Origin of the sequence: Zestomonas insulae, from assembly GCF_016901015.1 — a bacterium.
Classification (GTDB): Bacteria; Pseudomonadota; Gammaproteobacteria; order Pseudomonadales; family Pseudomonadaceae; genus Aquipseudomonas; species Aquipseudomonas insulae.
Genome location: NZ_JAFEUP010000002.1, coordinates 880,695 through 907,687, shown reverse-complemented (window position 1 = coordinate 907,687; position 26,993 = coordinate 880,695). Strand labels below are relative to the sequence as shown.

The 26,993-nt window shown below is 64.9% G+C and carries 24 protein-coding genes; 7 read left to right on the top strand and 17 right to left on the bottom strand.

All coding sequences use genetic code 11. From position 1 onward, the window contains the following. Nucleotides 1–9: 9 nt before the first annotated feature. From JQX08_RS09770 to rluC, 3 genes are read right to left on the bottom strand one after another with little or no spacing between them, the layout of a single operon-like run. The gene (locus JQX08_RS09770; RefSeq protein ID WP_205348171.1) at nucleotides 10–990 is read right to left on the bottom strand and encodes a S49 family peptidase; all 981 of its coding nucleotides are present in this window, start codon (nucleotides 988–990) and stop codon (nucleotides 10–12) included. Further along, complete coding sequence (locus JQX08_RS09765) at nucleotides 980–1,675, bottom strand: HAD-IA family hydrolase (RefSeq protein WP_205348170.1); 696 nt, start codon at nucleotides 1,673–1,675, stop codon at nucleotides 980–982. The genes JQX08_RS09770 and JQX08_RS09765 overlap by 11 nt, the downstream gene beginning before the upstream one ends. Next, entirely contained in the window at nucleotides 1,668–2,624 is a 957-nt protein-coding gene (gene rluC, locus JQX08_RS09760) for a 23S rRNA pseudouridine(955/2504/2580) synthase RluC (protein WP_205348169.1), read from the bottom strand. Before rluC ends, JQX08_RS09765 begins: the two co-directional genes overlap by 8 nt. 564 nt (nucleotides 2,625–3,188) lie before the next feature. On the opposite strand from rluC, the gene rne reads away from it, so the two are divergent. Continuing rightward, entirely contained in the window at nucleotides 3,189–6,179 is a 2,991-nt protein-coding gene (gene rne, locus JQX08_RS09755) for a ribonuclease E (protein ID WP_205348168.1), read from the top strand. A gap of 99 nt (nucleotides 6,180–6,278) precedes the next feature. Here rne and murB read toward each other — a convergent pair whose 3' ends face one another. From murB to JQX08_RS09715, 8 genes are all read right to left on the bottom strand, one after another. Beyond that, nucleotides 6,279–7,298, bottom strand: a complete 1,020-nt coding sequence (gene murB / locus JQX08_RS09750) for a UDP-N-acetylmuramate dehydrogenase (protein ID WP_205348167.1) — start codon at nucleotides 7,296–7,298, stop codon at nucleotides 6,279–6,281. Further along, on the bottom strand, nucleotides 7,295–7,756 hold the full coding sequence (locus JQX08_RS09745) for a low molecular weight protein-tyrosine-phosphatase (RefSeq protein ID WP_205348166.1): 462 nt from the start codon (nucleotides 7,754–7,756) through the stop codon (nucleotides 7,295–7,297). The genes murB and JQX08_RS09745 overlap by 4 nt, the downstream gene beginning before the upstream one ends. After that, the gene (gene kdsB, locus JQX08_RS09740; protein WP_205348165.1) at nucleotides 7,756–8,520 is read right to left on the bottom strand and encodes a 3-deoxy-manno-octulosonate cytidylyltransferase; all 765 of its coding nucleotides are present in this window, start codon (nucleotides 8,518–8,520) and stop codon (nucleotides 7,756–7,758) included. The genes JQX08_RS09745 and kdsB overlap by 1 nt, the downstream gene beginning before the upstream one ends. Continuing rightward, the gene (locus JQX08_RS09735) at nucleotides 8,517–8,702 is read right to left on the bottom strand and encodes a Trm112 family protein (RefSeq protein ID WP_205348164.1); all 186 of its coding nucleotides are present in this window, start codon (nucleotides 8,700–8,702) and stop codon (nucleotides 8,517–8,519) included. The genes kdsB and JQX08_RS09735 overlap by 4 nt, the downstream gene beginning before the upstream one ends. Then, nucleotides 8,683–9,723, bottom strand: coding sequence for a tetraacyldisaccharide 4'-kinase (gene lpxK, locus JQX08_RS09730; RefSeq protein ID WP_205348163.1), 1,041 nt, complete (start codon nucleotides 9,721–9,723; stop codon nucleotides 8,683–8,685). Before lpxK ends, JQX08_RS09735 begins: the two co-directional genes overlap by 20 nt. Further along, complete coding sequence (locus JQX08_RS09725) at nucleotides 9,723–10,163, bottom strand: biopolymer transporter ExbD (protein ID WP_205348162.1); 441 nt, start codon at nucleotides 10,161–10,163, stop codon at nucleotides 9,723–9,725. Before JQX08_RS09725 ends, lpxK begins: the two co-directional genes overlap by 1 nt. Continuing rightward, nucleotides 10,160–10,795, bottom strand: coding sequence for a MotA/TolQ/ExbB proton channel family protein (locus tag JQX08_RS09720; protein ID WP_205348161.1), 636 nt, complete (start codon nucleotides 10,793–10,795; stop codon nucleotides 10,160–10,162). Before JQX08_RS09720 ends, JQX08_RS09725 begins: the two co-directional genes overlap by 4 nt. A 71-nt stretch (nucleotides 10,796–10,866) precedes the next feature. Next, a complete protein-coding gene (locus JQX08_RS09715) occupies nucleotides 10,867–13,092 on the bottom strand; it encodes a DNA internalization-related competence protein ComEC/Rec2 (protein ID WP_205348160.1) in 2,226 nt (741 codons plus the stop codon). Nucleotides 13,093–13,216: 124 nt separating this feature from the next. On the opposite strand from JQX08_RS09715, the gene JQX08_RS09710 reads away from it, so the two are divergent. After that, nucleotides 13,217–13,777, top strand: coding sequence for a DUF2062 domain-containing protein (locus JQX08_RS09710; protein WP_205348159.1), 561 nt, complete (start codon nucleotides 13,217–13,219; stop codon nucleotides 13,775–13,777). 29 nt (nucleotides 13,778–13,806) lie between these two features. On the opposite strand, the gene JQX08_RS09705 is transcribed toward JQX08_RS09710, so the two are convergent. From JQX08_RS09705 to JQX08_RS09695, 3 genes are read right to left on the bottom strand one after another with little or no spacing between them, the layout of a single operon-like run. Further along, nucleotides 13,807–15,051 (bottom strand): lipoprotein-releasing ABC transporter permease subunit, encoded by a 1,245-nt coding sequence (locus JQX08_RS09705; RefSeq protein ID WP_205348158.1) that lies wholly within the window; start codon nucleotides 15,049–15,051, stop codon nucleotides 13,807–13,809. 1 nt (nucleotide 15,052) lies between these two features. Beyond that, entirely contained in the window at nucleotides 15,053–15,736 is a 684-nt protein-coding gene (gene lolD, locus JQX08_RS09700) for a lipoprotein-releasing ABC transporter ATP-binding protein LolD (RefSeq protein WP_205348157.1), read from the bottom strand. Next, a complete protein-coding gene (locus tag JQX08_RS09695; RefSeq protein ID WP_205348156.1) occupies nucleotides 15,729–16,979 on the bottom strand; it encodes a lipoprotein-releasing ABC transporter permease subunit in 1,251 nt (416 codons plus the stop codon). The genes lolD and JQX08_RS09695 overlap by 8 nt, the downstream gene beginning before the upstream one ends. Nucleotides 16,980–17,077: 98 nt before the next feature. Between JQX08_RS09695 and JQX08_RS09690 the strand changes: the two genes are divergently transcribed. From JQX08_RS09690 to JQX08_RS09680, 3 genes are read left to right on the top strand one after another with little or no spacing between them, the layout of a single operon-like run. After that, entirely contained in the window at nucleotides 17,078–17,650 is a 573-nt protein-coding gene (locus JQX08_RS09690; protein WP_205348155.1) for a PilZ domain-containing protein, read from the top strand. A gap of 16 nt (nucleotides 17,651–17,666) precedes the next feature. Then, entirely contained in the window at nucleotides 17,667–17,990 is a 324-nt protein-coding gene (locus tag JQX08_RS09685) for a phosphodiesterase (RefSeq protein WP_430472518.1), read from the top strand. Beyond that, nucleotides 17,987–18,709 carry a glycerophosphodiester phosphodiesterase family protein gene (locus tag JQX08_RS09680; protein WP_205348153.1) on the top strand — a complete coding sequence of 241 codons (723 nt, stop codon included), beginning with the start codon at nucleotides 17,987–17,989 and terminating at the stop codon, nucleotides 18,707–18,709. The genes JQX08_RS09685 and JQX08_RS09680 overlap by 4 nt, the downstream gene beginning before the upstream one ends. Nucleotides 18,710–18,751: 42 nt before the next feature. Here JQX08_RS09680 and sthA read toward each other — a convergent pair whose 3' ends face one another. The 3 genes from sthA to JQX08_RS09665 form a co-directional block, all read right to left on the bottom strand. Then, a complete protein-coding gene (sthA, locus tag JQX08_RS09675; protein ID WP_205348152.1) occupies nucleotides 18,752–20,146 on the bottom strand; it encodes a Si-specific NAD(P)(+) transhydrogenase in 1,395 nt (464 codons plus the stop codon). A 187-nt stretch (nucleotides 20,147–20,333) separates the two neighbouring features. Next, entirely contained in the window at nucleotides 20,334–21,353 is a 1,020-nt protein-coding gene (locus tag JQX08_RS09670) for an FAD:protein FMN transferase (protein ID WP_430472515.1), read from the bottom strand. A gap of 53 nt (nucleotides 21,354–21,406) precedes the next feature. Then, a complete protein-coding gene (locus JQX08_RS09665) occupies nucleotides 21,407–22,873 on the bottom strand; it encodes a glyceraldehyde-3-phosphate dehydrogenase (protein ID WP_205348151.1) in 1,467 nt (488 codons plus the stop codon). A gap of 139 nt (nucleotides 22,874–23,012) precedes the next feature. On the opposite strand from JQX08_RS09665, the gene mfd reads away from it, so the two are divergent. Together mfd and JQX08_RS09655 are read left to right on the top strand one after the other, a co-directional pair. Further along, nucleotides 23,013–26,453 (top strand): transcription-repair coupling factor, encoded by a 3,441-nt coding sequence (gene mfd, locus JQX08_RS09660; protein ID WP_205348150.1) that lies wholly within the window; start codon nucleotides 23,013–23,015, stop codon nucleotides 26,451–26,453. Nucleotides 26,454–26,465: 12 nt separating this feature from the next. Beyond that, nucleotides 26,466–26,987, top strand: a complete 522-nt coding sequence (locus JQX08_RS09655) for a CsiV family protein (RefSeq protein WP_205348149.1) — start codon at nucleotides 26,466–26,468, stop codon at nucleotides 26,985–26,987. Nucleotides 26,988–26,993: the final 6 nt, after the last annotated feature.

Below are 26,993 nucleotides of genomic sequence, written 5' to 3'. Positions count from 1 at the left end.
AAGTCAACCTTATCGCAGCACAGGCCCCTGGAACCCCGCCCACAGCGATAGACGCTCAGCCACACTGGCGCCGATTTTCTTAGCAAAACGGTCGAATGGCGACTCCTGCACAGTGAAGTCCACCAAGTCCTTGGCACCTACCACATCGCGCGCGACCGAACTGGCCGTGCCCAAGGCGTCAACCAGCCCCAGCTGCAGCGCCTGCTCGCCGGACCACACCAAGCCAGAGAAAAGCTCCGGATGCTCGGCATCCTTCAGCCGATCACCACGCCCCTGCTTGACACTGGCAATGAACTGCCGATGAGTAGTATCCAGCACGCCCTGCCAGAAGCGCGTCTCCTCCACCTTCGGCGGCTGGAAAGGATCCAGGAAGGCCTTGTGCTCGCCAGAGGTATATATCCGCCGATCGACACCCAGCTTATCCATCGTGCCGACGAAGCCAAAGGTCGCCGCCGTCACGCCGATCGAGCCGACCAGACTGGCCTTGTCCGCATAGATGGCGTCAGCAGCACTGGCAATGTAGTAAGCACCAGAGGCGCCCAAGTCGGTAATTACCGCATACAGCTTGATATCCGGATGCTCCGCGCGCAGACGACGAATTTCGTCATAGATATAGCCTGACTGCACCGGACTGCCGCCAGGACTATTGATTCGCAGCACCACACCCTTGGTGTGCTTGCTTTCGAACGCCTCACGCAGACTGGAAATAATATTGTCGGCGCTGGCCGCCTCTTTGTCGGCGATCATGCCGCGCACCTCGATCAGCGCCGTGTGATCCGCACCACGCGATGTGCCGCCCTGGATGTCGAAGCGCGGCGAGAACAGCGCGAGCGCAACGAATAGATAGAGGAATGTCAGCACCTTGAAGAAAATCCCCCAGCGCCTTGAGCGTCGCTGCTCCTGCACGCTGGCGAGCAGCACCTTCTCCAGCAACTGCCAGCTTTTTCCCTCGCCTTCCGCCTTCTCCGGCGCCTTCCATTCATTCGACACAGTCACCCACCTCCTCCGACAACCTAACCGCTCCCTGCCCAAGCCAGGCAGCCAGCTCACCAAATGACTCAATAGCCAAGCGCGGTTGCTCTTCACGCAACAGCCAAAGCGGCTGTGCGCCGTAGCCGACCGCCACCGCATCGACTCCGGCGTTGTGCGCCATGCGCAAGTCGAATACCGAATCACCAACCATCAACGCCTGATCCGGCGCGACACCGCAAGACGCCAGAATCTGGTGCAGCATCAAGGGATCCGGCTTACTCGCCGACTCATCCGCACAACGGGTTATATCAAAGAAGCCCTGCCAGTCGCGCCCAGCCAGCACCGCATCCAACCCACGCCGACTCTTGCCAGTGGCGACAGCCAACAGGTAGCCCGCCTCGCGAAACGCATCGAGCGCCTCGGCCACTCCGCAATATAGCGGGGAAGGCGTCGACTCAAGCACCAGGTAGCGCTCACTGTACAAGCGCCGGAAGCGCTCAATGCAGCGCAGATCCTGCAAATCTGGATACAGGCTGCTCACCGCCTCAGGCAGGCCCAGGCCGATAATGCCGCGAATCGCCGCGTCGTCACGCCACGGCAACTGGCAACCCTCCGCCGCGAAGCGCATCGAGTCGACGATGCGCTGAATCGAATCGACCAGCGTGCCATCCCAATCGAAGATCAGCAGCCGGTAATCACGCACCGAGACGCTCCAGCGTACCCGCCCACATGGCGTCCACCGGCGCCTCGAGCTGCAACTCCCCACCATCGGGCAGCGGCACTCTCAGCGAATATGCGTGAAGAAATAATCGCTTGCCGCCCAGCTCACGAACGTCACGGGTAAACAAGTCATCGCCGTACTTCGAATCACCGGCAATCGAGTGCCCCGCATGCTTGGCATGCACGCGAATCTGATGGGTGCGCCCGGTCACCGGACTAGCCTCAACCAGGGTCGCAAACTCCCCGAAACGCCGCAGCACCCGAAACAGCGTGAGCGCCTCTTTACCCTCAGGATTCACTTCCACCATGCGCTCGCCCGAACGCAGGTTGTTCTTCAGCAACGGCGCACTGACCCGCTTCTTCGAAGTTGGCCAATTGCCGCGAACCAGCGCCATGTAACGCTTGTCCACGCCACCTTCCCTGCGCAACGCTTCGTGCAGATGACGCAGCATGCTGCGCTTCTTGGCCACCATCAGCAGCCCCGAGGTATCGCGATCCAGGCGATGCACCAACTCCAGCTCCTTGGCATCCGGGCGCAACTGACGCAGCGCTTCGATCACCCCGAAACTCAACCCGCTACCGCCGTGCACCGCAACGCCGGTGGGCTTATTGATCACGATGAGCGCTTTATCTTCGTACACGATGGCCGCCTCGAGCCGCTCAAGCAGCCCCTGAGCAACCGGCGCCGGCTCATCACGCTCCGCCAGACGAAGTGGCGGCACACGCACAACATCGCCGGCCTGCAGCTTGTATTCAGGCTTGATGCGCCCCTTGTTCACCCGCACCTCGCCCTTGCGCAAGATGCGATAAATCAGGGTTCTCGGAACACCCTTGAGGCGAGCCAGGAGGAAATTATCGATTCGTTGGCCGGCATATTCCGGCGCAACCTCGAGCAATTGAACGCCGGAGGCTGGAGAGGCAGGTTCTGTCATCCATTCATCATAACAATTTTTTATTGAATTGAAGCACTTAATCAGAGCTGCTATAGTCGCCAACGCCGCCAAAAACGGCCCGGTTAACCGATGATTGCTATAGCCATCATTTCTGACCGAGAGCAAACGACATTCCAAGGACGTCAGGCCGTCCGACGGATCGCTCGCCGCACATAACGCGAACGTCCGAAACCCTGCCTTTGTTATGACGCGCGCCTCAGCCCTTTGGGCGACTGCGCTTATTGCCAACCCGCTGCGGATTCTGCGAGCGGCACCCGATTTTCAGCGATGCGTGTAGGGTGGAGATGCACAATTATCGGCATGCGTAGCACTGGCTTTTATAAGACGCTCACGCGTCCGCAACCGATGATTGATTCCTCCTCCTGACTGAGTGCTTCTGTCAACACAGCAACCAGGAGACGTCTGTCGCGACCCCGGCCCTGCTGGCCGACGTCGCTTGACACTGGAACGACTTACAACCGTTCCCGACGCACACCTGACACCGACCTGAGAGTCGTGTGTGCCGAACGCCGTTTCCGGCAGCCCGGAAACCGACGGTACTACATGAAAAGAATGCTAATTAACGCAACTCAACCCGAAGAGTTGCGTGTTGCCCTGGTAGACGGCCAGCGCCTCTACGACCTGGACATCGAGTCCGGTGCCCGTGAACAGAAAAAGGCCAACATCTACAAAGGGCGTATCACCCGCGTAGAACCCAGCCTTGAAGCCGCTTTCGTCGATTTCGGTTCCGAACGACATGGCTTCCTCCCCCTCAAAGAAATCTCCCGCGAATACTTCAAGAAGGCTCCCGAAGGCGGCCGCATCAACATCAAGGACGTCCTGAGCGAAGGCCAGGAAGTCATCGTTCAGGTCGAGAAAGAAGAACGTGGCAACAAGGGCGCAGCCCTGACCACCTTCATCAGCCTCGCCGGCCGCTACCTAGTGCTGATGCCGAACAACCCGCGCGCCGGCGGCATCTCCCGCCGCATCGAAGGCGAAGAGCGCAACGAACTGCGCGAAGCGCTGAACGGCCTGGTCGCCCCCGCCGACATGGGCCTGATCGTGCGCACCGCCGGCCTCGGCCGCTCAAGCGAAGAGATGCAGTGGGACCTGGATTACCTGCTGCAACTCTGGACTGCGATCAAAGAAGCCGCGCAGGATCGCGTCGCGCCGTTCCTGATCTATCAGGAAAGCAACGTCATCATCCGCGCCATTCGCGACTACCTGCGCCAGGACATCGGCGAAGTACTGGTCGACAGCGTCGAAGCCCAGGAAGAAGCCCTGAGCTTCATCCGCCAGGTGATGCCGCAGTACGCCAGCAAGATCAAGCTGTATGAAGACAGCGTGCCGCTGTTCAACCGCTTCCAGATCGAAAGCCAGATCGAAACTGCCTTCCAGCGCGAAGTGAAACTGCCTTCGGGCGGCTCCATCGTCATCGACCCGACCGAAGCCCTGGTGTCCATCGACATCAACTCGGCGCGCGCGACGAAAGGCAGCGACATCGAAGAAACCGCCCTGCAGACCAACCTGGAAGCGGCCGAAGAAATCGCCCGCCAGCTGCGCCTGCGTGACATCGGCGGCCTGATCGTCATCGACTTCATCGACATGACCCCGGCGAAGAACCAACGCGCCGTGGAAGAGAAAGTCCGCGAAGCACTGGAAGCCGACCGCGCCCGCGTGCAGGTCGGTCGTATCTCGCGCTTCGGTCTGCTGGAAATGTCCCGCCAGCGCCTGCGTCCGTCGCTGGGCGAAACCAGCGGCATCGTCTGCCCGCGCTGCAACGGCCAAGGCATCATCCGCGACGTCGAATCGCTGTCGCTGGCGATCCTGCGCCTGATCGAGGAAGAGGCGCTGAAAGAGCGCACCGCCGAAGTCCGCGCTCGCGTACCAATTCCGGTAGCCGCGTTCCTGCTCAACGAAAAACGCAACGCGATCACCAAGATCGAACTGCGCAGCCGTGCACGCATCGTCATCCTGCCGACCGACCACCTGGAAACGCCGCACTTCGAAGTCCAGCGTCTGCGCGACGACAGCCCGGAAGTGCTCACCGGTCAGTCCAGCTACGAGATGACCGCACCGGAAGCCGAAGAGGACCAACCGGTCAGCGCCACGCGCACCCTGGTTCGCCAGGAAGCCGCGATCAAAGCTGCACCGCGTACTACGCCGATGCAGCAAGCTCCGGTCAGCGAGGAAGCCGCACCGGTCAGCACCGCAGCCCCGCAACCGAGCCTGTTCAAGGGCCTGGTGAAGTCGCTGGTTAGCCTGTTTGCCAGCAACGAAGAGCCGAAGCCGGTCGTCGTCGAGAAGAAAGCGACAACTGAACGTCAGCCGCGCAGCGATGAGCGCCGCAACGGCCGTCAGCAGAACCGCAACCGCGGCGGTCGTCGCGATGAAGATCGCAAGCCGCGCGAAGAGCGTCAGCCGCGTGAAGCCCGCGAACCACGTGAGCCCCGCGAGCAGCGTGAAGTGCGCGAAGTGCGTGACGAGCAGCCACGCGAGCAGGTCCGCGAAGCACAGGAAAACCGTCGCGAGCGTCCGCCGCGCGAAGAGCGCAAGCCTCGCGAAGAGCGCAAGCCACGCGAGGAGCGCGTACGCGAACTGCGCGAGCCGCTCGACGCACAAGCACCCGCGGGTGAAGAGCGTGCCGAGCGCAAGCCGCGCGAAGAGCGTCAACCGCGTCCGCCGCGTGAAGAGCGCCAGCCGCGTCCAGTTGCCGAGCCAACCGAAGTCGATGCAGAAGCCCTGCCCAATGAAGAGCTGCTGAACGACGACGAGCAGGAAACCAGCGAAGGTGGCGAGCGCCCGCGTCGCCGCTCCCGCGGTCAGCGTCGTCGCAGCAACCGTCGTGAACGTCAGCGTGATGCCGATGGCAACCTGATCGAAGGTAGCGAAGACGGCACCGACGGCGAAGCCGAAGGTGGTGAAACCGTTACAGCGGCAGCCGTCGCCGCCGTGGTCGCCAGTGAAATTGTTGGCGAGCAATCGGCAGCCAAACCGGCCCCGCAAGCCACCGAAGCTGTTGAAGCTGTTGAAGCTGTTGAAGCTGTTGCCAGCATCGCCCCTGAAGCGCCAGCAGTCGAAGCTCCGGTCGCAGCCGAAGCCCCAGCATCCAGCGAAAGCGAAGTGCAGGCAGCAGTCGCTGCGCCGATCGAGATCGCCGTCGCACCCGCGGCGGAAGTGGAAAGCGTTGCCGTGGTAGAGGCGCCGACTGTGGACGCACCGATCGTCGCCGAGGCACCCGCCGCCCCGGCAGCTACTTCGAGCGGCCGTGCGCCGAACGACCCGCGCGAAGTGCGTCGCCGTCAGCGTGAAGAAGCCGAACGCCTGGCCCGCGAAGCCAGCCAGCCGGCAAACGTGGAAAGTACGCCAGCCCCGGTCGAACCGACCAGCGCGCCGGCAGTGGCTGCAGAGCCTGCTGTTGAAGCCGAAGCACCAGTTGCCGACGCTGCACCGCAGGAAGCGACTGTCGAAGCTGAAGTGCCGGCCAATGGGGAGTCCGCTGCCGAGGCTGCTGAAGAGCATGCCGACAAGGACGCGAGCAAGCCGCTGGTGTAACGCTTAGCTGCACAACGAAAAAGGGATGCGCAAGCATCCCTTTTTTTGTGGCCGGACTTTTTAGCTGCTGCCGCAGCAGCTCCAGCGGAACACTGGCGGCTAGAGTACGTTCGGCTCGATCTCCAAGCGCACGCCAAACCGTACCTCGATATCGGCCTGGATACGCTGTGCCAGCGCCAGCAGCTGTGCCCCACTGGCCGCCCCGTAGTTCACCAGAACCAATGCCTGCAACCGGTGCACACCTGCATCGCCATCCCGAAAGCCCTTCCAACCGGCCCGCTCGATCAGCCAACCGGCCGCCAGCTTGACCTGCCCTTCGCCTGCCGGATAGCTGACCAGGTCCGGATGCGCGGCGCGGATGCGCTCCGCCAGCACCACTGGCACCAGGGGATTCTTGAAGAAACTGCCAGCATTGCCGAGTTGCGCTGGATCTGGGAGCTTCTCGCTGCGAATCGCGCAGATGGCGCGACTGACATCGACGGCCGCCGGCGTCTTAATACCCTCAAACTGCAGACGCTGGCGTACCGGACCGTAGTCGAGGTGCAATCCGGCACTGCGGCTCAAGGCGAAGCGCACGCGCAGGATCAGCCAGCGCCCGGGCTGCTGCTTGAACAGGCTGTCGCGGTAAGCGAATCCGCATTCTTCGAGGGAAAAGTCGCGCAGTGTGCCGTCCTGGCGATCCAGCGCAGTCAAGCCAGCGAAGACATCCTTGATCTCCACGCCGTAGGCGCCAATGTTCTGCATCGGCGCCGCGCCAACGGTACCCGGAATCAAGCTGAGGTTTTCCAACCCCGCCAGGCCCTGAGCCAGGCTCCACAGCACAAAGGGGTGCCAAGCCTCCCCCGCCTCGGCCTCGACCAACACCCGATCGCCATCGTCACTGAGGATGCGCAGGCCAGAACTGGCCATACGCAGCACCAGCGCCTCGACATCCGCGGTCAGCAACAGGTTGCTGCCACCGCCGATCACCAGCAGCGGCAGACCACGCTGCTCGGCCAAAGCCAAGGCTTCACGGGCCTCGGCGTCGCTATGCGCCTCGGCGAACAGGCGCGCCGTAACGTCCACGCCAAAGGTATTGAAAGGCTTGAGCGAACGGTTCTCGTGCAGCTGCAGACTCACAGGCGCCCCTTGATCTCGAGCAGCAGCGCATCGCTGGCCTGCTCGATCAGATCCAGCACCTGCTCGAAACCATCAGCACCGCCGTAATAGGGGTCGGGCACCTCGTCCAGGGCCAACTGGTAGCGGCGCAGGAACAGATCAAGTTCGGCGCCGCCGGCCGGGCGCATGGCCTGCAAGCGTGCGAGGTTGTCGTGATCCATGGCGAGGATCAGGTCGAAGCGGGTGAAGTCGTCCACGCACACCTGGCGCGCGCGCAACACTGACAAGTCGTAGCCACGCGCCGCGGCCGCCTGCCGCGAGCGGCCGTCCGGCGCCTTGCCGACGTGCCAGTCGCCGGTACCGGCGGAGTCCACTGTCACCCGCGCCTCCAGACCGGCCGTCGCTAGGCGCTGGCGGAAAACACCTTCGGCGGTCGGCGAGCGACAGATATTGCCCATGCAGACGAACAGAACCTTCATCAGCCCCCCAGCAGGCGACGCACCCGCTCCAGGTCTTCCGGGGTATCGACACCGGCCGCCGGGGCTTCCAGCGCGTCGGCGACATGGATGCGCACGCCGTGCCACAGAGCCCGCAATTGCTCCAGGCATTCGGTGTCTTCCAGCCAGCACGGGCCCCAGGCGACGAAGTCGTGGAGGAAGCCCGCGCGGTAGGCATAGATGCCGATATGGCGGCGGTATGGCACGCCGGCAGGCAGTTCGTCGCGGCTCTTGGCGAAGGCATCCCGCGCCCAGGCCAGCGGCGCGCGGCTGAAGGTCAGGGCCAGGCCCGTCTTGTCCGAGACGACCTTGACGATATTCGGATTGAACAACGCCTGTACATCGCTGATCGGCTCGGCCAGCGTGGCGATGCCGGCCTGCGGGTGGGCCGCCAGATTGGCGGCGACCTGATCGATGATGCTCGGCGGAATCAGCGGCTCGTCGCCCTGTACGTTGACCACGATGACGTCAGCCGCCAGGCTCAGCTGACTGGCCACCTCGGCCAGACGATCGGTGCCAGAGTTGTGGTCGACGCGGGTCAGCAGCACCTCGGCGCCGAATGCCTGGCAGGCCTCGACGATGCGTGCGTCGTCGGTAGCGATGACCACGCGCTCGGCGTGGCTCTTGCGCGCCTGTTCCCAGACATGCTGGACCATTGGCTTGCCGGCGATATCCTGCAGCGGCTTGCCAGGCAGGCGGGTGGAGGCAAAACGTGCGGGAATGACGACGGTAAACGCCTGACTCATTTCTCCAGCCGCTCTTCTGCGCTCAAGCTGCGCGCCTCGCTCTCGAGCATCACCGGAATGCCGTCGCGGATCGGGAACGCCAGGCCGGCGCCCTTGCTGATCAGTTCGGTCTTGTCCTCGCTGAGCTTGAGCGGGCCCTTGGTGATCGGGCAGGCGAGGATATCAAGCAGTTTCAGGTCCATCGGAACATCCTTTGAGGTCGGGGCGCCCGGGAAGCAGGCGCGCCAGTTGCGCATCGAGCCAGGCGACAAAGGCCGGTGACGGGGCGGCGTCGACCGCCAGATACCACCAGTCCGGCGCAGCGAAGCTCCGGCACTTCACGGCATCCTTCTCGGTCATCACCAGCGGCAGCGCGGGAGCGAAGGTCAGCGACTGCCGACTGTACAGCGCATGGTCGGGAAAGGGGTGCGGCACAGGCCGCCAGTTTAGCGCTTCGAGCGTAGTGAAGAAACGCTGCGGGTTGCCGATGCCGGCGACCGCGTGCAGCGCCTGGCCGGGCGAGAAATGCCCGAGCGCCACGCGCTGATCGCTGGCCAGATTGACCAGTTCGCTGGGCTGCAGGCGGAAGGCAAAGCCACCTTCATCGTCCTTCGTGGCACCGTTGAACAGCAGGGCATCGACCTCCGCCAGTCGCTCGACTGGCTCGCGCAGCGGGCCGGCCGGCAGGCAGCGCCGATTACCTAGCCCTCGCGCGGCATCGATCAGCACCAGTTCCAGGTCACGGGCCAGCCGATAATGCTGCAGCCCGTCGTCACAGAGGATCAGGTCGAGCGGCTCGGCGGCGAGCAAGGCGCGCACGGCGCGGGGACGATCGGGGTCGATCATCAGCGGCACGCCGGTGCGTTGCACAATCAACAGCGGCTCATCACCGGCAACGGCGGCGGCCTGCTCGGCGGCGACGCGCCACGGCAAGTGCGGCGGCTGAGCGCCATAGCCGCGACTGACGACACCGACCTTGAGACCACGACGCCGACAATACTCGATCAGCCAGAGAATCAGCGGGGTTTTGCCCGTACCACCGACGGTGATGTTGCCCACCACCAGCACCGGCACAGGGGCACGGTAGATATCGCCCTCGCCCGCCAGGAAACGCAGGCGCTTGCGCTGCACCACCGCGCGATAGAGCAACTCCAGGGGACGAAGCAGGGTAAGCGCCGGATGCCCGGCGTACCAGGCCGCAAGCAGGCGGTCGGCGAAGGCCATCAGGGCGCCGCCTGGGCCTCGATGGTAGTGATGCGCAGGTGGCTGAAGCCGAGCTTGCCGGCAGCATCCATGGCGGTGACCACCGCCTGGTGGGCAGCCTTGCCGTCGGCGCTGATGGTCAGCGGCAGGCTGCTGTCACCTTCCGACTGCTTCTGCATGGCTGCCATCAGGGTCGTCAGATCGCTTTTCGCCAGGGTCTGGCCATTCAGGCTGTAGGTGCCATCGGCGCTGATCGCCACTTCCAGCTGCTTGAGCTCGGTCGCTTCGGCGGGTTCGCCACTGGCGGCCTCGGGCAGATCGATCTTCAACTGGGTCGGACGGCTGAAGCTGGTGGTGACCACGAAGAACAGCAGCAGCACGAAGATCACGTCGATCATCGAGGTCAGGTTGAGAAACACCTCTTCCCGGGCCACATTGCCCGCGCGGCGGCGGAATTTCACGCTTTGGTCACCTCGGTGAAATCGACCTCACGATCGCCCTGCACCACTTCGACCAGTTTGATTGCTTCCTGCTCCATGGCGATCACCAGCTCGTCGACTCGGCGCAGCAGGTAGCGATGGAAGAACACCGCCGGAATCGCCACGACCAGGCCGGCGGCAGTGGTGACCAGGGCCTTGCCGATACCGCCGGCGAGCATTGGCGCGTTGGCCATGCCGTTGCCCATGAAGCCACTGAAAATCTCGATCATGCCGATCACGGTACCGAGCAAGCCGAGCAGCGGCGCCATCGCGGCGATGGTGCCGAGCGCGTTGAGGTAGCGCTCCAGCTCGTGGATGACCCGGCTGGCGGCCTCCTCGATGCATTCCTTCATGATCTCGCGGCCATGCTTGGAGTTGGCCAAGCCGGCGGCCAGCACTTCGCCGAGCGGCGAGGACGCACGGATTTCCTTGAGCTTCTGCGCGCTCATCTGCTTGTCCTTGATCAGACGCCAAACTTGGCCAAGCAGGTGGGGTGGCGAGACGCGGCTGATGCGCAGCGTCCACAGGCGTTCAACGATGATGCCCATGGTGGCGATAGAGCAGAGGATGATCGGCAGCATCAACCAGCCACCCGCTTTAATCAGTTCCCACACGGCATTGATTCCCCTTGGAAAATTGGCGCCACTCTAGCATAGGGAATCGGCCCCGCCGACCGCCTCGGTTCTCATTTTTCCCGCCAGAATCGTGGCTCACTGCGCAGCCCGTGAATGCCGCCATGAGCACCCAGCTCCAGCTGCAAGGCGCCCTCCTCTACGCTGTCATGAATGGCGACGCCCAACGCCCGATAGCGGGCCAGCACCTGCGGGTGCGGATGACCGAAAGCATTGTGATTGCCCCGGGAAACCAGCACGGCGCGCGGCCGCACGGTCTTGAGGAATACTGCCGACGAGGAACTGCGGCTACCGTGGTGCGGCGCCAGCAACCAATCGGCCTGTACCGCGCGCTTGGCGTTGAGCAGCGCGCGTTCCGCGGCGGCGTCGATGTCGCCGGTGAGCAGCAAGCGTTCGCCATTGGCCTCGACGAGCAGTACGCAGCTGGCCGGATTACCCTCCGGCGCCTCGCGCCAACGCCAAGTAGTGAAGCGCACGCCATCCCAGCTCCACTGCGCATCGTCGACGCAGGGCGCCGCCTGCAACTCAGGCGCCAGCGCGCTCGCCTCGCCGCTCAGCACACGCCCGACCGCCAAGCCATGCTGCACCGCCAGCGCCCCGCCGGCATGATCGGAGTCCGCATGACTGATCAGCATCAGATCGAGACGAGAGACGCCGAGCGCGCGCAACGACGGCAGCACCACCCGCTCGCCGATATCGAATTCGCCATAACGCGGCCCGGCGTCATACAGCATCGCGTGGTTGCGGGTACGCAGCAGCACCGATAAGCCCTGCCCGACATCCAGCACCGTCACCGCCACGCGACTCACCGGCGGCGTCGGCGTTGGTGGGCAGAGCATCGGCAAGAGCAGCGCCAGCCCGAGGCCCCGCAGTGGCACGCCACTCGGCGCCAGCAACAGCGCAGCGCCTAGGGCTCCGAGCACGACCGCCCACCAGGGCAGCGCCGGGGCGCTCCATGCCGGTAGCCAGGCAGCAATCCCAGCCAGAAGGCGAAACAGCAGCTCCAGTGAACCGCCCGCCAGCCACAGCAGACCGTCCCCCAGACCGAACAACGGCAGGGCAAGGGTGCCGAGCAGGGCCAGCGGCACCGAGATGAAGCTCACCCAGGGCACCGCAATCAGGTTGGCCAGTGGTCCGCTGGCGCTGACCGGCAGGCCCAGCGCCAAGAGCATGGGCAACAGACCGATGGCCATGGTCCATTGCGCCCTGCCCCAGCTGCGCCACCAACTCCAGGCCCCCAGACGACCGGCGAACACCCAGGCGAGCACCGCCACCGCGGCGAACGACAGCCAGAAGCCGGCTTGCAGACTGGCCAGTGGCTCGGCGAGCAGCACCACATTGAGCGACAGCAGCCAGGGCAGCCAAACGCCCAGATGGCGAAAGCGCAGGCGCCAGAGCAGCACCATGGCGATCATCACGCAGGCGCGCCGCACCGGCACTTCGAAGCCGGCCAGCACGCCATAACCAAGCGCAGCGCTGAAGGCCAGCAGGCAGGCGCTCGGCAACCAGGGCAGCACGCGTGGCCACAGGCCGAGCCGGGCCAAACCGGCGACCAGCGCGTAGACCAGCGCCGCCAGCAGCGCCACGTGCTGACCGGAGATCACCATCAGATGCACCGTGCCGGTGTCCTGCAGCAGCCGCCAGTCGGCCCGCGACAGGCCTGAGTCATCGCCCAGCACCAGCGCTGCAATGGCACCCTGGCGATCGAAGGCGTCGACCGCGAGCAGCCGCTGGCGCAGCGCATCGCGCCAGGCGGCGGGACCGACCGCCGCGCTCAGCCGCTCACCGCGTTTGACCGTTCCGGTGGCGCCGATGCGCTGCGCAAGCAGCCAGGCCTCGTAGTCGAACGCTTGCGGATTGACCAGGCCACGCCCGCGCTTGAGCGTGACCGCGAGGCGCCAGCGCTCGCCGGCGTGCAGCGGTGGACCGCCATACCAGGACAGGCGCAGGCGCTGCGGCAGCTGCGCACGGCGCGCCGTGGCGTCTTCAAGCTGAAAGCGCACCACCCCATCGTCGCGCTCCGGCAGGCCACTGACCTGCCCCTCCAACCACAGCGTGCGACCGTCCAGCTCAGGCGCCAGGCGCGCATCCAGCGCCGACTGCGCGGACAGGCAAGCCCAGCACAAGCCGAACAGGAAGAACGCCAGCGGATAGCTGCGAAACGGCAGGCACATCAGGCCGAACACCGCCCCGGCGAACAACCAGCCGCCCGGCGGCAACTCCGGAAGAAACCGCAGGGCGAGCAGCCCCACAGCAAGCGCCAACATCCCTGTGCGCATGTGAACTCCTGACTCTGATCCTTGAGTCGGTAAGCGGGCACTTATTTGCTGTCACAAAGTGCCCGATGGTGCCGCCTACAATGCAGGGCATAATACCCGCGCTCCACGCCGACCGAGAATGTTCATGCCGCGACATCTGTTCAAGCGCTACATGCCCAATCCGCAAAGCATTCGCGAACACAAGTCGCTGCGCTTTCTCGGCACGCTGATGCACGACCCCAATCTGTGGCACCTCAACCGCCATTCGGTGGCGCGCGCGATGGCCATGGGCCTGTTCGCCGCGTTCGTGCCGATTCCCATGCAGATGCTGCTGGCCGCCAGCCTGGCCGTGCTGGTGCGCGGCAACCTGCCGATTTCCGTGGGCCTGGTCTGGCTGACCAACCCGATCACCATGCCGCCGGTGTTCTACTGCACCTACAAGCTCGGCGCCTGGATCATGCAGGTGCCGGCCGGGCAGATCGGCGAACAGGTCTGGCCGCGCATTGCGCACATCTTCGACGAGCCGTCGTGGGAACTGATTCAGGTGATGTGGAAGCCGATCCTCGAACCCTTTCTGGTCGGTTCACTGGTCTGCGGGGTGCTCGTCGGCGCCTGCGGCTATGTGCTGACCATGCTCTACTGGCGCTGGTGGGTGCAGCACAGCTGGGACAAACGGCGCGCCACCCGCAAGCAACGCGCCCAATGAGAAACGCCGCTGATTAGCGGCGTTTTCGTTTACTCATAGCGCAAGGCTTCCGCCGGCTGGATTTGCGCGGCCCGCCAGGACGGATACAAGGTGGCGAGGAAGCTCAGGCTCAGCGCCGCGCAACAGATCATCAGCACATCCGAGCCCTGCAGGTCGGAAGGCAGGTTGCTGATGAAGTACACGTCCGAGCTGAAGATATGCTGCCCGCTGACCCGCTCCAGCCAGCCGACCAGGCTGCTGACGTTGAGCGCCGCCAGCACGCCGAACACCGCGCCGAGGCTGGTGCCAATCACCCCGATGATCGAGCCCTGCACCACGAAGGTCGCCATGATCTGCCCCGGCGTGGCGCCGAGGGTGCGCAGGATGGCGATGTCCGCGCCCTTGTCGGCAACCACCATGATCAGCGTGGCGATGATGTTGAACGCCGCCACCGCGACGATCAGCAGCAACAGCAGGCCGATCATGGTCTTTTCCATCTTCATCGCACTGAACAGGCTGCCCTGGGTGTGCGTCCAGTCACTGGCCTGGTAGCCCTGCCCCAGCTCTGCGGCGATCGCGGTCGACACCTGCGGCGCCTGGTACAGGTCCTTGAGCGCCAGGCGCACGCTTTGCACGCGACCGTCCGGCAGACGCTGGATGCTCGCCGCGTCGGCGACGTGGATCAGCGCCAGGCTGCCATCCAGTTCGGCACCCACCTTGAACACGCCGACCACGGTCAGGCGCTGCATGCGCGGAGTGATACCGCCCGGCGCGCTGCTGACCTCGGGAATGATCAGGGTCAGCTTGTCGCCGACGTTGAGGCGGAAGCGCCGCGCGGTGATCTCGCCGAGTACCACCCCGAACTCGCCCGGCTTGAGGTCCTCCAGGCGGCCCTGAACGATGTGCTGGCCGATGATCGAGACCTTGGTCTCTTCCTGCGGATCGACGCCGTTGACCTGAATCGACTGCATCGCCCCTTTATAAGAGAGCATGCCGTCCAGTTCGGCGAACGGCACCGCCGCCAACACCTGCGCATGGCGCTGCGCGGCGGTGGCCACCGCCTGCCAGTCGTCCAGCGCCTGGCTATTGCTGACGGTCGCATGCGGCACCATGCCGAGGATGCGCGAGCTCATTTCCTTCTGGAAGCCGTTCATCACCGACAGCACCACGATCATCGCCAGCACGCCGAGCGCCAGGCCGATCATCGAGGTCAGCGAGATGAAGGAAATGAAGTGATTGCGCCGCTTGGCCCGCGTGTAGCGGCTGCCGATGAACAGCGAGAGGGGACGGAACATATCAGGCCGCCACCAGCTTGCCGTCTTCCAGGCGCAGGATGCGATCCATCTGCCCAGCCAGCTCGGGGGAGTGGGTCACCACCAGGAACGCGGTGTCCGACGAGCTGCTCAGCTCGCGCATCAGCTCCTGGATGCCCAGGGCGGTGTGGTGATCGAGGTTGCCGGTCGGCTCGTCGAGCAGTACCAGGCCGGGGCGGTTGACCAGCGCGCGGGCGATCGCCACGCGCTGGCGTTCGCCACCCGACAGCTCGGCCGGCTTGTGCTCCAGGCGATGACCGAGGCCGACCCGCTGCAGCAGCACCGCGGCACGCTCTCGCGCCTCGGGGATCGGCGTCTTGCCGATCAGCAGCGGCATGCACACGTTCTCCAGCGCGGTGAATTCTGGCAACAGGTGATGGAACTGATAGACGAAGCCGAGCTGGCGGTTGCGCAGCAGGCCGCGGGCCTTCTCGCTGAGCGCCGACAGCTGTTCGCCGGCCAGCCAGACGCTGCCCTGGCTCGGCGTGTCGAGGCCGCCGAGCATGTTGAGCAAGGTGCTCTTGCCGGAACCGGAGCTGCCGACGATGGCCACGCGCTCACCGGCGCACAGCTCCAGGTCGAGACCGTCCAGCACCACCACCGACTGCGGACCCTCGTCGTAGCTCTTGCCCAGGTTGCGGCAGCTCAGGACGACTTGCTTACTCATAACGTAACGCCTCCGCAGGCTGGGTGCGCGCGGCACGCCAGGCAGGATAGAGAGTGGCGAAGAAACTCAGGATCAGGGCCGCGGCGCAGACCAGCACGACGTCTTCGCTGCGCAGTTGCGACGGCAGGTAGTCGATGAAGTACACGTCGGCATTGAGGAACTTGATGCCCAGCAGGCGCTCCAGCGCGGCGATCCAGCTGCTGATGTTGAGCGCGGCGACGATCCCCGCCAGCGCGCCAAGCAGCGTGCCGATCACACCGATCACCGTGCCCTGGACCATGAAGATGCGCATGATCTGCGCCGGCGTGGCGCCGAGGGTGCGCAGGATGGCGATGTCACCCTTCTTGTCGGTGACCACCATGACCAGCGTGGAAATGATGTTGAACGCAGCGACCGCGACGATCAGCAGCAGCAACAGGCCGATCATGGTCTTTTCCATGCCGATGGCCTGGTACAGGTTGCCGTGCGAACGGGTCCAGTCGCGCGCGTAGTAATCATTGCTGCCCAGCCGCTGGGCCAGCTCCCAGGAGATGCGCGGCGCCTGGAACAGGTTGTCGAACTTGAGGCGCAGGCCCTGCACCTGCTCGGGCTTCCAGCGATGCAGGCGGGCGACGTCCTGCAGGTTGGCCATCGCCACGTAGCCGTCGATCTCGCCGGCGCCGACATGGAAGATGCCGACCACGGTGAAACGCTTGAGGCGCGGGAAGATGCCGGCCGGGGTCACCGCGACTTCCGGGGCGACGAAGGTGACCTTGTCGCCGATTCCGACGCCGAGCTTGCTGGCCGCCTTGTCGCCGATGACGATACCGAAGCCGCCGGCCTGCAGGGCGTCCAGGCCGCCCTCACGGAAGAAGCCGTCGATGATCGAGACCTTGCGCTCTTCGGCCGGATCGATGGCGTTGATGAGGATTTTCTGCACCTGGCCCTGGTTGGTCAGCAGGCCCTGCATCTGGGTGAACGGCGCCACCGCCACCACCTGCGGCTGCTTGCTCACCTTGGCGGCGAGGCTGCGCCAGTCGTCGATCGGCGTCGGCGATTCGATGGTGGCGTGCGGCACCATGCCGAGCACGCGGGTGCGCATCTCGTAGTCGAAGCCGTTCATCACCGACAGCACCACGATCATCACCAGCACGCCCAGGGCGAGGCCGACCATCGAAGTCAGGGAGATGAAGGAGACGAAGTGATTGCGGCGCTTGGCGCGCGTGTAGCGTGCACCAATGAAGATGGACAGCGGTCTGAACATAGAGGGATTCGATTCGCCGGCGAAAGAAGAAACGTCCTTGTGGCGGGGCTTGGCGAGCAGCCTTACACTCAGACCACCACTGCTGCCATGGGTTCGCCATGACGACACAAGACGAAGATGATCGCCGCGAATACTACCGGATCGACGACACGATCGCACTGGAATTCACCCAGCTGAGCGGTGCCGAAGCGACCGCCAGCGACGAGCTTCATGACGGCTCACCGCTGTTCAACCTGCTCAGCGAACTGCACGTGCTCGACTACGAGTCGCAGCACCTGCTGCGCCACATCAGCGAACGCGACCGCACCCTGGCCAGCTACCTGAAAGTCCTCAACAAGCGCACCGACCTGCTCGGCCAGGCGCTGGCGCAGAGCCTGCTCCGCGAAGTCGGCAGCCCACGTCCGGTGACCATGTCCGAAGGCGGGCTCAGCTTCGACCACCCCCAGGCGATCGCGGTCGGCAGCCACCTGGCGCTGAAGATGGTGCTAATGCCGCAAGCCCTCGGCCTGCTGTTGCGCGCGGTTGTGATCCATTGCCAAGCGCTGGACGACGGCGGCTATAACATCGGCACCGCATTCGAAGCCCTGAGCGACGCGCAACGCCAGCTGCTGGCCCGCCACATCCTGCAGAAGCAAGCGCTGCAGCGCCGTCAGGCCCGCCAGCAACCCTGAACGGAGACCGGCCATGCTGCCGCGCGCCCTGCTGCTCCTCGCGCTCCTCACCCCGCTGAGTACCCCGGCGGAGGTGCTCACCATCCCCGTCGGCCAGCAAGGCGACACCCACCAGCCACTGCCGGTGCGCGGCCAGACCCAGCGCGCCGTACTGGATCGCTTCGGCCTCGCCGACAAGGAACATCCCGCCGTCGGCAAGCCGCCGATCACCCGCTGGGACTACCGCGAATTCAGCGTCTATTTCGAAAGTGGTGTGGTGGTGGACAGTGTCCTGCATCATCAGCCACGCAACCCCATTCAACCGCCGGCCAGCGCGCCGCAACATGAGGAATCTCCGTGACGCAGATCTACGGCCATCGCGGCGCCAAGGGCGAAGCCCCGGAAAACACCCTGGTCAGCTTCCAGAAGTGCCTGGAGCGCGGCGTCCGCCGCTGCGAACTGGACCTGCACCTGTCTCGCGACGGCGAGCTGATGGTGCTGCATGACCCGACCCTGAAGCGCACCACCGGGCAGCGCGGCAAGGTCACCGAGCATGACGCGGCGGAACTGATCCAGTACGACGCCCGCCAGGGCGGGCCGGGCTGGCCACAGCCCTGCCGCATCCCGCGGCTGGCCGAGCTGTTCGAGAAATGCCCGTTCGAGCACTGGCAACTGGAGGTCAAGAGCGCCTCGCGCGACCGCGCTGCGCGTACCGTGCTGGCGATTCAGGACCTGGCCAACGAGTACGGGGTGATCGACAAGGTCACCGTCACCTCCAGCTCACGGGAAGTGCTGCGCGCGCTCAATCACCTGACCCCGCAATTGGCCCGCGGCCTGGTCGCGGAATACGCCTGGCTCGACCCATTGAAAGTTGCGCAGAGCTACGACTGCAGCCTGCTGGCGCTGAACTGGACGCTGTGCACCCCGGAGCGCCTGGTGAAGGCGCAGAAGCAGGGGCTGCATGTCTCGGTGTGGACGGTCAACGAACCGGCGCTGATGCGCCGGCTCGCCGATTTCGGCGCGGACAGCCTGATTACAGACTTTCCCGGTTTGGCCATCGCCACGCTCGGGAATCGCTGAAGAAATCCCCTCCGACCGGCTCAGGCCACCGGTCGGAGCCGCTCAAAAAAGCCGGTTGAGACCGTCGAACGCCGCCACCCGATAGGCTTCGGCCATGGTCGGGTAGTTGAAGGTGGTGCTGACAAAGTACTTCAGCGAATTCGCTTCGCCCTTCTGGTTCATGATCGCCTGGCCGATGTGGACGATCTCCGACGCCTGGTAGCCGAAGCAGTGCACGCCGAGGATTTCCAGGGTCTCGCGGTGGAACAGGATCTTCAACATGCCCACCGGTTCGTTGGATATCTGCGCCCGCGCCATGCCCTTGAAGAACGCCTTGCCCACTTCGTAGGGGATCTTCGCCTGGGTCAGCTCCTTCTCGTTCTTGCCGATCGAGCTGATCTCCGGAATGGTGTAGATGCCGGTCGGCACGTCGTCGACGAAGCGCCAGCTGTCGTTCTCGGCGATGTTGCCGGACGCCGAGCGGCCCTGGTCGTAGGCGGCGCTGGCCAGGCTCGGCCAGCCGATCACGTCGCCGGCGGCGTAGATGTTCGACACCGAGGTGCGGTAGTTGTGATCGGTCTCGATCTGCCCGCGGCTGTTGACCTTGATGCCGATGTTTTCCAGGCCGAGCTTGTCGGTATTACCGGTGCGCCCGTTGCACCAGAGCAGCGCGTCGGCCTTGATCTTCTTGCCCGACTTGAGGTGCAGGATCACCCCGTTGTCGATGCCCTCGATGCGCTCGTACTCCTCGTTGTGACGAATCAGCACGTTCTGGTTGCGCAGGTGATAGCTGAGTGCGTCGGAAATCTCGTCGTCGAGGAAGCTGAGCAGCTGGTCGCGGTTGTCGATCAGATCGACCAGCACGCCAAGACCGCTGAAGATCGACGCGTATTCACTGCCGATCACCCCGGCGCCGTAGATGATCAGCCGACGCGGGGTGTGCGTCAGGCTGAGGATGGTGTCGCTGTCGTAGACCCGCGGGTGGTTGAAGTCGACGTCCGCCGGACGGTAAGGGCGCGAACCGGTGGCGATGATGATGTGTTTGGCCACCAGTTTTTCCACCACGCCGTTCGGGCAGACCACTTCGATGGTCTGCTCGTCGGCGAAGCTGCCGGTGCCGAAGAACATGTCGATGCGGTTGTGCGCGTAGTAGCCGGTGCGCGAGGTGACCTGCTTGGCGATCACCCGCTCGGCACTCTTCAGCACGTCGGGGAAGGAGAACCAGCGCGGCTCGCCGATCTGGCGGAACAGCGGGTTGGTGTTGTACTGCATGATCTGCCGCACCGAGTGACGCAGCGCCTTGGACGGGATGGTGCCGAGGTGCGTGCAGTTGCCTCCGACCTCGCGGCGGCTGTCCACCACCGCCACCTTCAGACCGCTCTTCGACGCGTTCATCGCCGCGCCTTCGCCAGCTGGGCCCGAACCGAGCACCACCACATCGTAGTTGTAGACTGCCATGCTTACTCCTTCAGAACATGCCAGGGCACGCTGTCGCCCCCTGGCGTTGCCGCAGCGCCCGCTACGGCCAAAAAATCGGTAACGCCACCCAACCAACACTGCCGTGCAGCTTAGCCGTGACGCTCGGCGCTGCACATTAGCGCTTGGTCGTGGGGTAGGCGAATTTTGTCGGTACTACATGCCTCGCTCAGCGTGCCGTCGGCAACGCGTGAAAGGCTGTGCTCGCCTGCGCCTGGAAACCCTCGGCCTGCCGGCGAATGAACAAGGCGGCGATGCCCCGCTCTTCGGCGAACGCCAGACCGCGCTGGGCGCCGAGCACCATCAACAGGGTCGACAGGCCGTCGGCGCGCAACGCCGAACCATCGACCACGGTGACCGACGCCAGGTCGTGCTCGACCGGCGCGCCACTGCGTGGATCGAAGGTGTGCGAATAGCGCCGCCCGTCTGCGGTGAAGTACTTGCGGTAGTCGCCGGAGGTCGACACCCCGTAGCCATCCAGCTCGAGCACCCGCTCGGCTTCCAGGCGATCCTCGCGCGGCGTCTCGATCGCCACCCGCCACGACGAACCGTCCGGCTTGCGGCCGCGCACCTTGAGCTCACCGGTGATGTCCAGCAGGTAGCTGCGCAGGCCGAGCGCTTCGAGCTGAGCCGCGACTCGGTCGACTGTGTAGCCGGCGGCAATGCTGTCGAAGTCCAACTGCACCGCGGCGTCCTTGCAGAGCTGTGCACCATCGACGCGCAAATGCTGATGGCCGACCAGCCGGCGCACCTGTTCGATCTCCACCGTGCCCGGTACCCGCTCGCCGCGCGACTGCGGGCCAAAGCCCCAGAGGTTCATCAGCGGCTCGACGGTCAGGTCGAACGCCCCACCGCTGTCGTCCGACAGGCGCGTGCCAAAGCCCACCAACTCCTGCACCGGCACCGACATGGCCGCGCAAGCGCCGGCCGGCAGCGCATTGAAGCGCGCCACCCAGGAATCGCCACGGTAGGTGGACATCTGCCCATCCACCTCGGCAAGGATCGCCTCCAGTACCTGTTGCAGCTGCGCGCGCCCCGGTCCGCCAGGCTCGACGACGTACTTCAGCGAATAGCGGCTGCCCATGGTCGGGCCGCCGAACTCTTCGACGCGCGCACCGCAACCGGCCAGCAGCAACCCTGCCAGCACCGCCACGACGCTGCGCCCTATCCTGTGAATTCTCTTCAACACCTGACACCACAATGCAAAACGGGAGCCGAAGCTCCCGTTTTGTCGTACCGCGATTAGCGCGGGAAGGCCGGCGGATTGACCCCAGCCATGTCTTCCATCACGCGCACCACCTGGCAGCTATAACCGAACTCGTTGTCGTACCACACGTAGAGGACAACACGGTTGTCGTTACAGATGGTTGCTTCGGCGTCGACCACCCCGGCGTGGCGCGAGCCGACGAAGTCGGTGGACACCACTTCCTGGGAGGCAACGAAGTCGATCTGCTTCTGCAGGTCCGAGTGCATGGCCATCTGGCGCAGGTACTCGTTGATCTCTTCGCGGTTGGTGGCCTTTTCCAGGTTCAGGTTGAGGATGGCCATCGACACGTTCGGCGTCGGCACGCGAATCGCGTTGCCGGTCAGCTTGCCCTTCAGCACCGGCAGCGCCTTGGCGGCGGCAGTGGCGGCACCGGTCTCGGTGATCACCATGTTCAACGCGGCGCTGCGGCCACGACGGCTGCCCTTGTGGAAGTTGTCGATCAGGTTCTGGTCGTTGGTGTACGAGTGAACGGTTTCGACGTGGCCGTTGATGATGCCGTACTGATCATTGACCGCTTTCAGCACCGGCACGATGGCGTTGGTGGTGCAGGAAGCGGCGGAAATGATCTTGTCTTCAGCGGTAATTTCGCTGTGGTTGATGCCGTGCACGATGTTCTTCAGCGCGCCTTTGCCCGGTGCGGTCAACACCACACGGCTCACACCCGGGCACGCCAGGTGCTGGCCCAGGCCCTCGGCATCGCGCCATACGCCGGTGTTGTCGACCAGCAGGGCGTTCTTGATGCCGTACTGGGTGTAGTCCACTTCCTTCGGATCCTTGGCGTAGATCACCTGGATCAGGTTGCCGTTGGCCGTCAGGGTGTTGTTTTCCTCGTCAATGGTGATGGTGCCATTGAACTTGCCGTGCACCGAGTCGCGGCGCAGCAGGCTGGCGCGCTTGACCAGGTCGTTGCTGGCGCCTTTGCGGACGACGATGGCGCGCAGACGCAGGCCGTCGCCACCACCGGTTTTCTCGATCAGGATGCGCGCCAGCAGGCGGCCGATGCGGCCGAAACCGTACAGCACCACGTCGGTGCCTTCGCGGCCGGAACCGTTCTGCTTGCCGACCACGTCAGCCAGTTCGTCCTTGACGAACTGCTCGAGGCTGCGGCCGTTGCCGTCAGTCTTGAACTTGCTGGCCATCTTGCCCAGGTCGACCGAGGCGGCGCCGAGCTTCAGCTCGCTCATGGTCTTGAGGATCGGGAAGGTATCGTGCACCGAGAGGTCACCCTCGTCGGCGAGACGGTGACGGGCGAAGCGGTGGGCTTTCAGAATGTCGATCACCGAACGGTTGATCAGACCGCGGCCGTAGATCGAGGTCACCACGCTGTTGTTGCGGTAGAGCTGGCCGATCAGCGGAATCATCGCTTCCGCGAGCGCTTCACGATCGATCCACTCACCGAGACATTGGTCGGGCTTCTGAGTCACGGGCATTACCTTCCACATGTAGGGGGTGAAAAAAGGGGCTACATTATGCCGGCGCGTCGATACGGCGGCAATCCGCTGCGGCGTTAACACTGACAGCAGGTCATCCGGATAGTTACAATCCGCCCGGTCCACTTCCCCACCGGAGTCACGACCGACCGTGCCCGTACTGCGTCTACCGCCACTGCCGGCCAGCGCCGGCAGGCAGCACTGGGGCAATCTGCCCGGCGCCGCCCAGTCCCTCGCCATTGCCGAGGCCGCCAGCGCCGCCAAGCGCTTCACCCTGTTGCTCACTGCCGACAGCCAGAACGCCGAGCGTCTGGAGCAGGAGCTGCGCTTCTTCGCGCCCGATCTGCCGGTGCTGCACTTCCCGGACTGGGAAACCTTGCCCTACGACCTGTTCTCGCCGCACCAGGACATCATCTCCCAGCGTGTAGCGACCCTTTATCGCCTGCCGGAGATCCAGCACGGCGTGCTGGTGGTACCGATCACCACGGCCCTGCACCGCCTGGCGCCGACCCGCTTCCTGCTCGGTTCCAGCCTGGTGCTCGACGTCGGCCAGAAGCTCGACGTCGAACAGATGCGCCTGCGCCTGGAAGCGGCTGGCTACCGCTGCGTGGACACCGTCTACGAACATGGCGAGTTCGCCGTGCGCGGCGCACTGATCGACCTGTTCCCGATGGGTAGCGACCTGCCGTTCCGCATCGACCTGTTCGATGACGAGATCGAGACGCTGCGCACCTTCGACCCGGAATCCCAGCGCTCGATCGACAAGGTCGAATCGATCCGCCTGCTGCCGGCGCGCGAGTTCCCGCTCGACAAGAAGGCGGTCACCGACTTCCGCGGACGTTTCCGCGAGCGCTTCGACGTCGATTTCCGCCGCTGCCCGATCTACCAGGACCTCGCCTCCGGCATCACCCCGGCCGGCATCGAGTACTACCTGCCGCTGTTCTTCGAGGAAACCGCGACGCTGTTCGACTACCTGCCGCAAGACACCCAGGTGTTCTCGCTGCCGGGCATCGAGCAGGCCGCCGAACAGTTCTGGCACGACGCGCGCAATCGCTACGAAGACCGCCGCGTCGACCCCGAGCGCCCGCTGCTGCCGCCGACCGACGTGTTCCTGCCGGTCGAAGACTGCTTCGCCCGCCTCAAACAGTGGTCACGAGTTATCGTCAGCCAGGAGGACCTCGAACCCGGCGTCGGCCGTGAGCGTTTCACCGCCCGCGGCCTGCCTGACCTGGCGATCCAGGCCAAAGCCAGCGAGCCGCTAGCCGCACTGCGCCGCTTCATCGAGGAATTCCCCGGCAAGGTGCTGTTCAGCGCCGAATCCGCCGGGCGCCGCGAGGCGCTGCTGGAACTGCTCGCGCGCCTCAAGCTGAAACCACGTGAAGTCGGCGGCTGGCCGGAGTTCGTCGCCAGCGGCGAGCGCCTGGCGATCTGCATCGCCCCGCTGGACGAAGGCCTGCTGCTCGACGAGTTGGCGCTGATCGCGGAAAGTCCGCTGTTCGGCCAACGCGTGATGCAGCGCCGGCGCCGCGAGAAGGCCCGCGACGGCGGCGACAACGTCATCAAGAACCTCGCCGAGCTGCGCGAAGGCTCGCCGGTGGTGCACATCGACCATGGCGTCGGCCGCTACCTGGGCCTGATCACCCTGGAGATCGAAGGCCAGGCCGCCGAGTTCCTCGCCCTGCAATATGCCGAGGAAGCCAAGCTCTACGTGCCGGTCGCCAGCCTGCACCTGATCGCCCGCTACACCGGCAGCGACGACGCCCTGGCGCCGCTGCACCGGCTCGGCTCGGAAACCTGGCAGAAGGCCAAGCGCAAGGCCGCCGAGCAGGTGCGCGACGTCGCCGCCGAGCTGCTCGACGTCTACGCCCGCCGCGCCGCTCGCGAAGGCTTCGCCTTCACCGACCCGCGCGCCGATTACGAGACCTTCAGTGCCGGCTTCCCGTTCGAGGAAACCCCGGACCAGCAGACAGCCATCGAAGCGGTGCGCGACGACATGCTCGCCGCCAAGCCGATGGACCGCCTGATCTGCGGCGACGTCGGCTTCGGCAAAACCGAAGTGGCGATGCGCGCCGCGTTCATCGCCGTGCACAGCGGCAAGCAGGTCGCCGTGCTGGTGCCCACCACCCTGCTCGCCCAGCAGCACTACAACAGCTTCCGCGACCGCTTCGCCGACTGGCCGGTGCGCGTCGAGGTGATGAGCCGCTTCAAGACCGCCAAGGAAGTCGAGGCCGCGGTGCAGCAGCTGGCCGAGGGCAAGGTCGATATCGTCATCGGCACGCACAAGCTGCTGCAGGACGACGTCAAGTTCCAGAACCTTGGCCTGGTGATCATCGACGAAGAGCACCGCTTTGGCGTGCGCCAGAAGGAACAGCTGAAGGCGCTGCGCAGCGAAGTCGACATCCTCACCCTGACCGCCACGCCGATCCCGCGCACCCTGAACATGGCCGTGGCCGGCATGCGTGACTTGTCGATCATCGCCACCCCACCGGCGCGCCGGCTGTCGGTGCGCACCTTCGTCATGGAGTCGAACAAGCCGACCATCAAGGAGGCGCTGCTACGTGAGCTGCTGCGCGGCGGCCAGGTGTACTACCTGCACAACGATGTGAAGACCATCGAGAAGTGCGCCACCGACCTCGCCGAGCTGGTGCCGGAAGCGCGCATCGGCATCGGCCACGGGCAGATGCGCGAGCGCGAGCTCGAGCAGGTGATGAGCGACTTCTACCACAAGCGGTTCAACGTGCTGATCGCCTCGACCATCATCGAGACCGGCATCGACGTGCCGAGTGCTAACACCATCCTCATCGACCGCGCTGACAAGTTCGGCCTGGCCCAGCTGCACCAGTTGCGCGGCCGGGTCGGGCGCAGCCACCACCAAGCCTACGCCTACCTGCTCACCCCGCCGCGCAAGCAGATGACCGACGACGCGCAGAAGCGCCTGGAGGCCATCGCTAACGCCCAGGACCTCGGCGCCGGCTTCGTCCTCGCCACCCATGACCTGGAAATCCGCGGCGCCGGCGAACTGCTCGGCGAAGGCCAGAGCGGGCAGATCCAAGCGGTCGGCTTCACCCTCTATATGGAAATGCTGGAAAGGGCCGTGAAAGCCATCCAGAAAGGCGAGCAACCAAACCTCGAGCAGCCGCTCGGCGGCGGTCCGGAAATCAACCTGCGCGTGCCGGCGTTGATCCCCGAGGACTACCTGCCCGACGTGCACGCCCGGCTGATCCTCTACAAGCGCATCGCCAACGCGGTCGACGAAGACGCGCTGAAGGAGCTGCAGGTGGAGATGATCGACCGCTTCGGCCTGCTGCCGGAGGCGACCAAGAACCTGATGCGCCTGACCCTGCTCAAGCTGCACGCCGACAAGCTCGGCATCACCAAGGTCGATGCCGGGCCGCAGGGTGGTCGCGTCGAGTTCGCTGCCAACACCAGCGTCGACCCGCTGACCCTGATCAAGCTGATCCAGAGCCAGCCCAAGCGCTACAAATTCGAAGGCGCCACGCTGTTCCGCTTCCTGGTGCCAATGGAGCGCCCGGAAGAACGCTTCAATCACGTAGAGGCGTTCTTCGAGCGCCTCGCACTGCAATCTGCATAAAGGACTGACCCCATGCGCATCCTCCGACACGCGGCGCTGCTGCTCGCCCTCCTCGCTCCCGCCGCCTTCGCCGATGGCCAGTTCCAGGTCGAACTGATCGTGTTCCGCCAGGCCGGCGACACGGTGCCGGCCAGCCAACCGGCCCCGGACGACTGGGCGATGGGCGCGCAATCGATCGCCGGCAGCGAGCGCGGCACCGCGTTGAACGACGCCGCCGCCAAGCTCAGCCCGAACCAGGGTTATCAGGTGCTGCTGCACAAGGCCTGGACCCAGAACCTGTCGGCCACACCGAGCAAGGTGTCGCTGTCCACCGGCGACCAGCAGTTCGGCCACCACCCGGTGGAAGGCACAGTCACCCTCACCCAGGTGCGCTTCACCGATGCCACCGTCGAACTGTGGATCAACCAGTTCGACGACAACGGCCTGCTCACCGCCAGCGAACGGGTGAAGCAGACCGCGCGCCTGAAGAACGGCGAGCTGACCTACCTGGACCATTCCAACCTCGGCCTGCTGATCAAGATCGTGCCGCTGTAACCGGCC